This window comes from Streptomyces sp. NBC_00154 (assembly GCF_026342835.1).
Classification (GTDB): Bacteria; Actinomycetota; Actinomycetes; order Streptomycetales; family Streptomycetaceae; genus Streptomyces.
Genome location: NZ_JAPEMI010000002.1, coordinates 504,107 through 515,673, shown reverse-complemented (window position 1 = coordinate 515,673; position 11,567 = coordinate 504,107). Strand labels below are relative to the sequence as shown.

12 protein-coding genes and 1 pseudogene are annotated in these 11,567 nt (G+C 69.2%); 9 read left to right on the top strand and 4 right to left on the bottom strand.

All coding sequences use genetic code 11. From position 1 onward, the window contains the following. Nucleotides 1-24: 24 nt before the first annotated feature. Nucleotides 25-1,059, bottom strand: coding sequence for an Lrp/AsnC family transcriptional regulator (locus OHA03_RS38725; protein ID WP_267008678.1), 1,035 nt, complete (start codon nucleotides 1,057-1,059; stop codon nucleotides 25-27). A gap of 156 nt (nucleotides 1,060-1,215) precedes the next feature. Here OHA03_RS38725 and OHA03_RS38720 point away from each other — a divergent pair, with 156 nt between their 5' ends. The 3 genes and pseudogenes from OHA03_RS38720 to OHA03_RS38710 form a co-directional block, all read left to right on the top strand. Further along, a complete protein-coding gene (locus OHA03_RS38720; RefSeq protein WP_267008677.1) occupies nucleotides 1,216-1,605 on the top strand; it encodes a VOC family protein in 390 nt (129 codons plus the stop codon). A gap of 152 nt (nucleotides 1,606-1,757) precedes the next feature. Next, nucleotides 1,758-2,363, top strand: a complete 606-nt coding sequence (locus OHA03_RS38715; protein ID WP_267008676.1) for a hypothetical protein — start codon at nucleotides 1,758-1,760, stop codon at nucleotides 2,361-2,363. Between the two features lie 196 nt (nucleotides 2,364-2,559). Continuing rightward, nucleotides 2,560-2,910, top strand: a pseudogene (locus OHA03_RS38710) (zinc ribbon domain-containing protein); the annotation flags it as partial. 175 nt (nucleotides 2,911-3,085) lie between these two features. On the opposite strand, the gene OHA03_RS38705 reads toward OHA03_RS38710, so the two are convergent. Beyond that, complete coding sequence (locus OHA03_RS38705) at nucleotides 3,086-4,198, bottom strand: galactosyldiacylglycerol synthase (protein ID WP_267008675.1); 1,113 nt, start codon at nucleotides 4,196-4,198, stop codon at nucleotides 3,086-3,088. 197 nt (nucleotides 4,199-4,395) lie between these two features. Between OHA03_RS38705 and OHA03_RS38700 the strand changes: the two genes are divergently transcribed. The 5 genes from OHA03_RS38700 (at nucleotide 4,396) to OHA03_RS38680 (ending at nucleotide 9,163) form a co-directional block, all read left to right on the top strand. Beyond that, nucleotides 4,396-5,229 (top strand): SDR family oxidoreductase, encoded by an 834-nt coding sequence (locus OHA03_RS38700; RefSeq protein ID WP_267008674.1) that lies wholly within the window; start codon nucleotides 4,396-4,398, stop codon nucleotides 5,227-5,229. A gap of 42 nt (nucleotides 5,230-5,271) precedes the next feature. Further along, complete coding sequence (locus tag OHA03_RS38695) at nucleotides 5,272-6,138, top strand: DMT family transporter (protein ID WP_267008673.1); 867 nt, start codon at nucleotides 5,272-5,274, stop codon at nucleotides 6,136-6,138. 38 nt (nucleotides 6,139-6,176) lie between these two features. After that, a complete protein-coding gene (locus OHA03_RS38690; RefSeq protein WP_267008672.1) occupies nucleotides 6,177-6,935 on the top strand; it encodes a polysaccharide deacetylase family protein in 759 nt (252 codons plus the stop codon). A gap of 359 nt (nucleotides 6,936-7,294) precedes the next feature. Then, nucleotides 7,295-7,900, top strand: coding sequence for a GPP34 family phosphoprotein (locus OHA03_RS38685; protein WP_267008671.1), 606 nt, complete (start codon nucleotides 7,295-7,297; stop codon nucleotides 7,898-7,900). A 228-nt stretch (nucleotides 7,901-8,128) separates the two neighbouring features. Beyond that, nucleotides 8,129-9,163, top strand: coding sequence for an alpha/beta fold hydrolase (locus OHA03_RS38680; RefSeq protein ID WP_267008670.1), 1,035 nt, complete (start codon nucleotides 8,129-8,131; stop codon nucleotides 9,161-9,163). A gap of 107 nt (nucleotides 9,164-9,270) precedes the next feature. Here the strand turns inward: OHA03_RS38680 and OHA03_RS38675 are convergent, their stop codons facing one another. After that, nucleotides 9,271-9,768, bottom strand: coding sequence for a CGNR zinc finger domain-containing protein (locus tag OHA03_RS38675; protein WP_323181363.1), 498 nt, complete (start codon nucleotides 9,766-9,768; stop codon nucleotides 9,271-9,273). A 252-nt stretch (nucleotides 9,769-10,020) separates the two neighbouring features. Here OHA03_RS38675 and OHA03_RS38670 point away from each other — a divergent pair, with 252 nt between their 5' ends. Beyond that, on the top strand, nucleotides 10,021-10,197 hold the full coding sequence (locus OHA03_RS38670) for a hypothetical protein (protein WP_267008668.1): 177 nt from the start codon (nucleotides 10,021-10,023) through the stop codon (nucleotides 10,195-10,197). A 357-nt stretch (nucleotides 10,198-10,554) separates the two neighbouring features. Here OHA03_RS38670 and OHA03_RS38665 read toward each other — a convergent pair whose 3' ends face one another. Then, nucleotides 10,555-11,547 (bottom strand): AraC family transcriptional regulator, encoded by a 993-nt coding sequence (locus tag OHA03_RS38665; RefSeq protein WP_323181362.1) that lies wholly within the window; start codon nucleotides 11,545-11,547, stop codon nucleotides 10,555-10,557. Between the last annotated feature and the right edge of the window lie 20 nt (nucleotides 11,548-11,567).

Sequence of the window (11,567 nt, the reverse complement as noted above, 5' to 3'; positions counted from 1 at the left end):
CCGGTCCCACCCGGCCGGAGCCGGCTACTCCGCGACGGGTCCGTTCGGCCCCGGGCCCGGCCGTGCCCCCATGGCGGGCATCAGCAGTGGTCCGGCTCGCTTGGTGCGGCGCTGGGTGACGGCGGTCTCGACACGGGTGATGCCGGGAAGATCGGCCAACTCGGTGGACAGGTACTCGCACAGCGCGTCAGCGCTGCGGCACTCCACGATCGCGAAGACCGCGGACGGCCCGGTGGTGAGAGCGGCGAACGCGACCGAGGAGTGCCGGGACAGCGCTTCGGTGACGGTCCCGAACGCGGCCGGTGCCACTTCGAGCCACATGAGCGACTCGACGCGGAAGCCGAACAGCGCGGGGTCCACCTCTACTTCGAAGGCAAGCACCCCGGCCTCGCGCAGTTGGCCGATGCGGCGCCGGACGGTGGACTCCGACCACCCGGTCGCAGCGGCCAGTCGCCCCAGGTCCGCACGTGCATCCTCCGACAGGGCGCGCACGAGACGGGTGTCCGCGTCATTCCACGTGACGGCGAGGCACGCCGCGTCCGGCGCTTCGGGTAGCGCCGGTACCCGAAGCCGAACCTGCTCCGCCTCGTTGAGTGCACCCATCCGCCCCGCCCACCCACCGACGCCGGCGATCGGACGCAGCACGCAAGCCGCCTTCACATCACGTACCCCGTGGGTCCGGGCGAGTTGCTCGAAGAACGAGCGCTGTCCCTCGTCGCCCGGTGGCGGTGTGCGGATCATGCAGGTGAGTTCCGTTCCACCCACCAACGGCGCGATCCATGAAGTGTCGCCGCGCTGAGCGAGGTTGGCGGCAAGCGCGTCCGCCGTCTCGGGTGCGCAGTGGACGCGGACGACCCAGTCGAGCATCCCGATCCGGCGGCTGTCGACGAGCCCGACGACGCGCAGGACGAAGCGCGACCGCAGACGGTTGTAGCGGCGGACGACAGTGCGTTCGGGGGTGCCGATAACCGCTGCGATGCGGCTGAACGACATGCGCCCATCGAGTTGGAGGGCGTGGATCAGCCGGCGGTCCAGCTCGTCGAGGGTGACGGATTCCATCAGCCTTGCCTCTCCAAATGCCCGATTCCCTCAAACCCGGTCGGCTTTACACCGCGGGGTGGACGGACGGGGATGACACTTCCGGCAACCGGCAGAGACGTCGGATCCACCCGTACACGCCCTCGCCCGCCCGGAACGAGGAGGAATGAGAACATCATGCTGACCGTACTCCCCATCAGGTACGTCGCCGACGTGGCAGCCTCCCGGCACTTCTATGCCGGTCTGGGCCTCATCTTCCAACCCGACGTCAGCGTGGACGTGTGGGCACAGTTGGCTGCCGACGCCGGCGCTGTCGGGATCCACGACGCCACTGTCTCCCAGGGACGCCCGCCCGGCACCACCGAACTGGGCTTCGCCACGGACGAGCGGCTGGAAGACATCGCGGAGCGACTCGCTCGATCCGGATACGACTACGACCTCGTCGACGAGAACTTCGGTCGCAGTATCCGCGTCACCGACCCGGACGGCGTCGTCCTCCAGATTCAGGAGATCGACCACGTCGCCGTCCGAAGCTCGGCAGCGGCGACGAGGGGAAAGCCCGCGTAACTGCCTTCAGCACGGGGCAAAGCCGCACGGCGTCCACGTGCCTGTTCGTACCTCACGCGGAGAACGTCCGGTCGTGTGCTGACCGGCGTGGTCCCGCACATCTGCCTCTGCCCGACCCGGCCTCTACGCCTGGCTTCTACAAGGAAGTTCCCATGGAACCACTCATCGTTCTCGTCGGGGTCACCTGCGTCGGCCTGATCACCGGCGTATCGAAAGGCCGGCCGCTCCGGCGGCTGCCCACCGCCCTGCGTGGCGGATTGGCGGCCATGTTCCTGCTGACCGGAGGGGCCCACTTCGTGGGGATGCGCGACGAGCTCATAGCCATGGTGCCGCCCGCCCTGCCGGCACCTGAGGTACTGGTCACCGTGTCCGGCCTCTTCGAACTCGTCGGCGCCCTGGCGCTCCTGTGGACACCGACCTCCGGACCGGCCGCCGGCGCACTCGGCCTCCTGTTGCTCGCACTGTTCCCCGCCAACGTCTACGCCTCCGGCACCGCGACGGACTGGTGGGATCAGCTCATCCCGCGCACCATCACACAGCTGATCTTCCTCTCGGCCACGGGGACGGTCATGGTCGACCGGCTACGTGCCACACCTCTTCGGTGGCACAGCAGGAAGGCGACTGCCGTGCCGGCCGCGAAGGGGCCGGAAGGGGCTCACATGACTCCCCCGCCCTTGCTCTCACCGACAGGCGTCGCAAGGTCGACGCCGGCGAGTGGACGGCAGAGCTCGACCGGATCGCGGGGCGACTCAATCTGATCGCGCACACCGGCGACCGCAGGGATGACGCGTCAGGACGATGGCGAGGCATCGGAGTCGGAGCCGAGTTGGGATCCGGCACCCGTACGGACGTCACCCTGTCATCGCCATCACTCGCCTCCACCATGGGAACGCGGTGGACCAGGGCAGCGGTGGTGTAGCCGGCGTCGACGAGCGAACGCTTCATCCTCAAACAGACGTTGCCCAGAAGTCTGGGCTGAACCGCTCCATCAGCGGGGAGGCATGGGGCCGGACGGTCACGATGCTGACGTACAAGACCGCCCGGTACGGCGGCACCCTGCACAAGGTCCCCGCCCCCGGCACCTCCCAACGCTGCTCAGCGTGCGGCTTCACCACGCCCGGCAACCGCGAGAGCCAGGCCGTGTTCGTGTGCAAGAGCCCCGACTGCGGCTGGTCGGGCAACGCCGTCCACAACGCAGCCCGGAACATCTTGCACCTGTACCGGATGGGCCTCGCGCTCATCCCGGCTGCCGGGAGGGCAGTCGTCAGGCGCGCGAAGCGCGTCAAACCCGCCACCGCGAGGTAGGTAGGAATCTCCCTGATTTAGCTGGGAGAGCACTTCAAGTACTGATGTACGGCGCCGTGCGCGGCCGGGCGAGCGCCCCGCTGCTCACGCGAGGTGCCGATGGGCCGGCCCGTGCACTTGCCCGGGTGGGTGCTGCCCTCCCGCACCCCGAGCAGCAGCCGATAGTCAGTGGTCGTCAGGAGCAGGCGACCAGTCCGGCTGCGTCCACGGTGAAGACAGCTCGCCCGGCGGCGACCCGTCGGTCCCGGTCGGGTCCGGGTCGCACCAGCCGGTCCAGCGAGCGGAGCAGCGCGACCTCGTCGGCAGCATGCTCGGTGAGACCTGCGGCAGCCATCTCACTGACGCCCTCTGCGCCGTGGCCGGTGATCGGCCGGTACCCGACGACCGGGACGCCGGCGGCGAGGGCCTGCTGGGCCGTCTGTCCCGCGGCGTTGTCCACCAGGGCGCTCGAAGCCGCCATGAGGTCAGGCAGGTCCTCGACCCAGCCCAGCGCCAGAACGCCGGGGAGCATCGCGGCACGGTCCCGCAGCTGTTCGTCCCTGCCGCACAGCAGCACCGGAATGTGGCCTGAGCCGGCGAGCAGCAGCGCCGTGTCGGTCAGCCCGTGCCCCACGCCCCAGGCACCGGCCGAGATCAGCACGGGTGGGCGGCCGGGGCCGCGCCGCGCGAACTCCCGCGCCCAGCGCGACGGCCGGCCGCCCGGGTTCTCGTGACCGGCTGCAACGAAGGCCGGGGGCACGATCGGGCCGCACACCTCTGCCTGGCGTCCGGTCGTGGCGCGGACGCGTGCCGCGGCGGCCCGGGTCAGGCACAGGTGCAGGTCGTTGCCGGGGTGCAGCCACTGTCGGTGCACGGCGAAATCGGTGAGCACGACAGTGCTGGGCGGGCAGACACCGCCCCGGGAGCGCAGCCGTCCCGTGACCTGAGCGGCCTGGTGGAAGGTGGAGACGAGCGCGTCCGGTCGCCAGCGTTCCACGACGGTGCGCAGGCGTGGCTCCAGGACTGCGGCCAGCGGCCCGGTGCCCGGCGCCCAATTGTTCCGGTCGCCCGGGTCTCCGCGGTCGCGGAAGAATGCCGAATAGACCGCTCCGTAGGCCCATGGGCAGCGGCGCAGCGTCGTGCGGTAGACCGCGCGCAGCCCGCGCCCGGCGCCGGGGGGCAGCAAGTCGAGGAGGTCCACGCATGCCGTCAGGTGGCCGCCGGACCGCAGACGCTCGGCCAGTTCAGCGGCGACGGCATCGTGTCCGGCGCCCATGCTCGCGCTGACGATCAGAATCCGACGTCCCATTCTTGGATATTCCTCCGCATGGATCGTCTGCGCATGGCGGCCGGTGCGCCAGACCCGGATGGGCAGGCCGTTAGCCCAGTCCGGTCGAGCGCGTTTGCCGGTGCGTCGGTTGCACCGAAGGATTACTCAGTGCGGGTCGGTACAGGCGGTGCCTCGAGAGCACCAGGATGTCGGCGGCCCCGGAGGACGGAAGGCCCATGCGCAAGAGCCCCCTACCCCGCGGTATGCCAGCAGTCGAGGCCGATGTGGCGCTGTCGGCTGCGGCCGGTCCGTCTGCCCGCGGCCCACGGCCGGTCGTGTTGATCACCGGGGCCTCCTCCGGTATCGGCGCCGAAGTCGCCTCACGTCTCGCCGTCGGCGGCCGGTGGGATCTGCTGCTGAACGGGCGGGACGAAGGCCGGCTCGGCAGTGTCGCCGCGCGTACTTCCGGTGTCGCGCTGCCGATGGACCTGGCCTCCGAGGAGGGCTGCCGCAGGCTGGCCGAGGCTGCGTTGGCGCACAGCGGCAGAGTCGACGCGCTCGTCGCCGCGGCGGGGCTCGGCTGGGCGGGCTCCTACACCGACATGCCGCCCGCCACCGTGGACCGTCTGGTGAGTGTCAACGTCTGCGCCGTTCTCCATCTCGTTCGCCTGGTGCTGCCGCAGATGGTGTCCCGCGGATCGGGCCGGCTGGTGCTCATCGGTTCTGTCGCGGGCCGGTTCGGCGTGCGGGGTGAGGCGGCGTACGCGGCGACGAAGGGCTCCCTGATCGCTTTCGCGGACAGCCTGCGCTACGAGCTCCAGGGCACCGGTGTCCAGCTCTGCCTGGTGCTGCCCGGTCCCGTCGACACGCCGTTCTTCACCCGCCGTGGCACCCCGTACGCACGGTCCTGGCCACGGCCGGTACCCGCCGGGCGGGTTGCCGCAGCGGTCGAGGAGGCGCTGGCCGGTGGCCGGGACGAGATCGCCGTGCCGCGCTGGCTGGGCGTGCCGGGCCGGGTGCAGGGCGTGGCCCCACGGCTCTTCCGCAGGCTGGCCTCGCGCTTTGGCTGAGCGGGCCTGCGGCAACGGATACGCGCGCAGGGTTGGTGACACGTGATCATCCTCTCCGTCGTACTGGCGCTGCTCGCCGCGCTGGGGAACGCGGGAGCCTCCGTGCTGCAGCGCCGCGCCGCAGCGGTCGACCTGCCCGGCCTCCGGGGCAGCCATCTGTTCGGGAAGCTGGGATTCATCCGCCGGCCGGCCTGGCGCTGGGGTGCGGGGCTGCTGGTCGTCTCCGGGCTGGCACAGGCCCTCGCCCTGGCGACCGGGCCACTGGCTGTGGTGCAGCCGGTGATGACGACGGAGCTGCTGTTCACGCTGGTGCTGGCTGCGGTCGTCTTCCGGCGGCCGCCCGGGGTTCGTACCTGGGGGGCGTTCCTCGGGATGGCGCTGGGTCTGGCGGTCTTCCTCCTGCTGGCCAGTCCGACTGGCGGCCTGGAGACCGTGCCGCCGAAGAGGTGGCTGTTCAGCGCCGTGCCTGCCGCCACCGTGTCGATCGTGCTGATCGTGGTGGGAATGCGACTGCGGGGTTCCGCCCGTGCGGCGGTACTGGGGTCGGCGACCGCCATCGGCTTCGCCTTCACCGCGGCACTGATCAAGGACACACTCGGCCTGGTGTCCGGCGGAGTCGAGGGGCTGTTCGCGACATGGCAGATCTACACGGCCGCGGCCGTGGGCCTGAGCTCCTTCCTGCTGCTGCAGGCCACGTTGCGGGCCGGCTCGCTGGCGGCGTCGCAGCCCGCGCTCACGCTCGGCGACTCGTTGCTGAGCGTCATTCTGGGCGTCTCGCTGTTCGAAGAGCAGATCGACCTGGGCTGGCGGGTGCTGCCGGAGGCTGCCGCCCTGGCGCTCATCGTGCTCGCCAGCGTGCATCTGAGCAGTTCACCAGTGGTCTCCGGAAAGGACGAACAGCGATGGTAGGACGCTCCGGCGCAGGGCGGACGGCGGTGTCGGCCGGCATGGCAGCCGGCGCTGTGGGTGTGGCCGCAGGTGTGGCTGCCGCGTGGCACATCGGACCCGCCGTCACCTGGCTGCCGCCCGTACGGAGGATCCTCAGCCCGGCGCTGGACGGCCGCGGCCATCCCGCCCACGTGGCGCTGACCTTCGACGACGGGCCGGACCCGGCCAGCACCCCACACTTCTTGCGCGTCCTGGACGAGTGCCGCGTGCGGGCCACCTTCTTCGTCGTCGGCACCTCGCTGGAACGCCATCCGGCCCTCGGCCGGGCGCTTGTGGCGGGTGGCCACGAGGTCGCGGTGCACGGCTGGCAGCACGAGCGCCCCTGGTTCCCCACGCCGCTGCGCGACGCACGGGAGGTGACCCGCACCGTCGGCGCGGTACGGGAGATCTGCGGGACCGTTCCGCAGTGGTACCGGCCGCCTTACGGCATCCTCACCGGCAGCCGCCTGGCCGCTGCCCGCCGCGCCGGGCTGCGACCGGTGCTCTGGTCGGCCTGGGGCCGGGACTGGACGGCGTACGCCGATGCTCGCTCCGTGCGGGCATCGGTCCTCGCCGACCTGACCGGCGGTGGCACCGTGCTGCTGCACGACGCGGACGGGTGGAGCGCGCCGGGCGCCTGGCGAGCCGCGCTGGGTGCGCTGCCCGGCCTGCTCGCCGAGTGCCGCCGACTCGGTCTGACCGTCGGCACGCTCGCCGAGCACGGCATCGGGCGCGTCGACACCGGCACACACCCTGGCCGGGCACGGCGCCACCGGTGAGAGCGACGGCCTCACCGGTGCACGTCCGGGATGCGATCCAGATCCTGATCCCGGCCGCCCTCGTGATCCTCGCGCCGCGTTGCCGGTGCCGTTCCGCGGATCGGCTCCCCGTACCGCATGGCCCTCGTGCGGCGCACGCTCCCCGGATAGCCCGCACCGGAGTAACCGCCCCGGCTTCGACCGACCACCCCCGGCGCGACCGGGCTACAGTCGGCGAAGTACAAGAAGCTCCCACCCCGGACACCGTCCCCGGTGTCCGGCCGGACCAAAGGCCCGCCGCCACGTTCGGCCTCGCGCCCGGTGCCAGGCCGGCTGCTCAGCGACGTATCGCTACCGATGCTTCTGACGTGGAGCCCTTCATGACCACACCGCAAGATCTGTTGATCGTCGCCTTGGACGTGGCACCCAGCCGTCCCGTGGAGCAGGGCGATCTGTCGCTTGCGCTCGCGGGAGCCGAGGTGATCGATCTCATCGACGCCCAAGCCCTGACACTGGATGACGACCGCATCGTGCCGAGCGCCGTGTGGACACTGGCTGATCGCCTGTTGGACGACGCCGCGTCGTCGCTGGTTCGGCAGATGCCCTACGAGTCGGTCGAGGACTGGCTGTGGCGCCGAGGCCGCGGACTGTCCTCGGCCTATCTGGCCGCCCTGGAGGCGGAAGGACAGGTCACCCGGCAACGCGGCCGCTGGAGTCCTGCCCGGACCGCCCGGACGACACTGGTCGACTCACCCGCTCGCAGCCACGCGGCGGACCGCTGGACATCGGGCGAGCCCGTCCTCGCGGTCCTCGCTGCCGCCGTCGGAATCCGCGAATTGCCTGCTGAAGACTCCCCGAGCGTGGCCGACGACGCGGTCGAGACGGTGCTCGCCGCCGTCAACGACGCAGTGATGGAACTGGAAGCTGTACGGCAACGGCGAGCCATCGAAGATGCGGCCTTCGACAACATCTGGCGAGGCGACTGACGAGGGCACGGGCGGACGGTGAGCCGTATCCGCGATGCCGGGAGCCTCAGTCGCCGGCGATGAACCCCAAATGAGGCGGTAATGGAACCGGATGGCCAACTTGGTGCCGCCGGCCCATGACGTCACACATGGGAACCAAAAATGATTCATCCGCCCGCCGACACATCCGATGTAGCCGCTCGCCCGGCATGCATGAGCGTGTAGAGATTTCACAGAAGGGTGAGCCCTATGGACAGGCGGACGTTTTCCAGAATTCTCACCGTCGGGGTTGCCGGAGCCTCGCTACCGGCGCTCTCGGCGACATCGGCCTCGGCACCTGACCGGGAAAATCGCGCGGTGTCCCACACGGGCCGGACGGAAAACACGTCTTTCGGCTCACTGAAGCAAGTGAATGCCGGGGTCCTGAACATCGGATACGCCGAGGCCGGCCCCGCCGACGGCCCCGTGGTCGTCCTTCTGCACGGCTGGCCCTACGACATTCACAGCTATGTCGACGTGACACCCCTGCTGGCCGCCAAAGGCTACCGGGTGATCGTCCCTTATCTGCGCGGTCATGGCACGACGCGTTTCCTCTCGAGCAAGACGTTCCGGAATGCTCAGCAGTCGGTGGTTGCTCTCGACATCATCGCGCTGATGGATGCGCTGAAGATCGAGAAGGCGGTCCTCGCCGGCTTCGACTGGGGCGCGCGGACTGCCGACATCATCGCAGCACTCTGGCCGGCACGTTGCAAGGCGCTGGTATCGGTGACCGGCTATCTGATCACCAACCGTGAGCGCAACAAGGCGCCGCTGCCGCCGGAGGCCGAGTGGACGTGGTGGTATCAGTTCTACTTCGCCACGGAAAGGGGCAGGCTCGGCCTTGAGAAGTACAAGCACGCTTTCGCGAAGCTCATCTGGAAGAACGTCTCCCCGACGTGGCATTTCGATGACGCAACGTTCGATCGCACTGCGGCGGCCTTCGACAATCCGGACTGGGTCCCCATCGTGATTCACAACTACCGCTGGCGACTTGGCCTGGCCGCGGGCGACCCGCAATTCGATCATCTCGAAAAGCAACTCGCCCAGAGCCCCGTCATCGCACTCCCGACGATCACTCTGGACGGTGAGCGGGATCCGTTCACTCCTCCCGGAGACGGCGCCAGTTATCGCGGCCGCTTCACGGGCCCATACGCTCACCGAACGCTGAAGGGCGTCGGCCACAACCTGCCGCAGGAAGCCCCCGAAGTCTTTGCCGAAGCCGTCGTCGAGGTCGACGGCTTCTGATCGGGCAACCCACTGTCTGCCTACGGCTGTCCTGCGGATGTCCCAGTGGATGTCGGTCACCAGCTGGGGCTCGACGGGCGGGATCGAGATCGCCAACCCGCCCCCTGTCACGGACGCGTGGCGGCTGATGGCGACTTGCCCGCGCGCTTGCGGGCGCGGTAGGCCGCCGCCTTGATCTTGTTGCCGCACGGATCCATGGCGCACCACTCTCGGCGCCCTCCCCGTGAACGGTCGATGTAGATCTGCGTGTACTCGGGATTCGCGCACTCCTTGAGGAGCGGCATGTCCACCCCACCGAGGATGTCGATGGCGTCCCGGGCCACGGAGGAGAGCGCCTGCTGCGGGGTGGCTTCGATCCGACGCCCCGCCGGAGTGAGCTGCGGAATTGCAGAGGGCATGCTCGCTGCGCGGTTCACCAGCGAGAGCGCCCCCTCGTCGTAGCTCTCGTTCGCCAACCTGGCGGTGACGAGCAGATAGATCGCCTCTCGAAGAGCCACCGCCTCCGCGACGTCCGACGCCTTGCAGTTCGTACCCCCGTCAGTGGTTCCGGATTCGCGGAACCAGGAGTCGAGACTCTCCGGCGATCCGAGCATGTCCCTGGGCACAGCGTTGCGCCGCGCGCGCAGTGTTCCGACAAAGTCGAGCGCCGCGGTGCCACTGGGAAAGGCGCGTTCCGTTCCATGTCACCACCTTGACGGGTGACGAACTTGCGTGCAACGATCGTCACCATTCTAACGAGTGATGCATCTGTGAGTGTGCGGCACGTGATCACACGGGCCATTGCCCTCACCGGTGCCGCATCTCCGGCAACCAACACCGACCCACGCTTCAGCACAACAAACCGCAGGAGGCAACCGATGTCGCGAACAGAGAAGGTTCCGAGCGACGCCGAAGTGGCACGTCACACCCGGTTCGGCAAGCTGCCGGAGCGTATCCGCCTGGAGGACACGACTGAAGGGCACGCAGCCACGGTCCTGGATCCGGCGAGGGATGCGTACAACTACGACGAGTGGCTCGTGCGCATGTGCCTGTGATGTGCGAGACGCGCTCCGACCGTTCAACATCCGATCATTCAGCACAAGGGATTCCCATGAAGATGTCGATGGCGCTGAAGAGGGTGTCGGTAGCCGTGGGCGTGGTGACCATTGCGTTCGGCTGCTGCATCCAACTCTTCTGATACGACCCCCGCCCCGGGAGAGCTGAAACCGCGCGCCTGGCCCGTGGTCCACACCCCCACCCACCTGGTCGGCGGCGAGGAGCCCGCAGCCTCAGCTCCGCAGTCGGGGGAATGACGGACTGGTCCGGACGCCAGTAGCACCCCGCCCGAGGGGAGCTGCTCCGGTGCGCCGGCCAGGGCGTCCGATCCACTTTCCCCTTCGCAGCCCTGGCCGTCAGCCAGGGTCTTCGTGGAGCCGACGGTGTTGCCGGCCCTGCTGGTCCGTGCCCCTGACCGGCGCGGCCCGACGGCGGGAGGCCGCGTGACCGAACATCTGCTCCTGAACGATCACCGCGGTTTGGAGGCGTGCTGCGTCCTGACCCGGCGGGGCTCCGAACATGCGCCGGTACTCGCGGCTGAACTGCGACGGGCTGTCGTACCCGACGGCGTGTCCGACCGCGGCCACGTCGTGCGACGCTGCGATGAGTTGGATCCGGGCCTTTTGGAGTCGGAGCTGCTTTTGATACTGCAGCGGACTCATAGCAGTCACCGCACGGAAGTGCCGGTTGAGCGAGGAGACGCTCATACCGACTTCGCGAGCGAGGTCGTCGATGCGAATCACCTGGTCATAATGGGTCTTGATCCACTCGGTCGCGCGGGCGACGAGGGTCATCCGACTGTCGGCCAGACCGATCTGTCTGACCAGGGCCGCCTGGGGCCCGTTCAGCAGTCGCCAATGGATCTCCCGTCGGATGCCGGGCGCCAGTACCGGGATGTCACGTGGCTCGTCCAGCAGGCGCAGCAGCCGGACGACAGCGTCGAGCAGCTTCTCGTCGGCGTTGCTGGTCGCGATGCCCGGTCCGTCATGAGGGCGGACGTCGGTGGGGCCGGCTTCCACCAGCAGCTGCGCGATGATCGCGGGTTGCAACGGAAGCCCGAAACCGAGAAACGGCTCGGCGGGCGTGGCGTCGGTGATCCGCGAGGTCAGAGGAAGGTCGACGGTCGCGACCAGATACTGGCCCGAGTGGTAGTCGAAGACGCGGTCATTGAGAACTGAGCGCTTCGCTCCCTGGGCCACCAGAGCGATCACGGGTTCGGTGACCGTGCCCAGCGGTTCGGTCACGTGCTCGGTCGAGAACACCGTCATGTCCTCGATCCACACCGGACGTGGGCTGCCTGCGGCAAGCCGCGCGATCCGGTTACGGATTTCGTCCAGGTGATGCACCACACCAGTGGACCATGGAATGG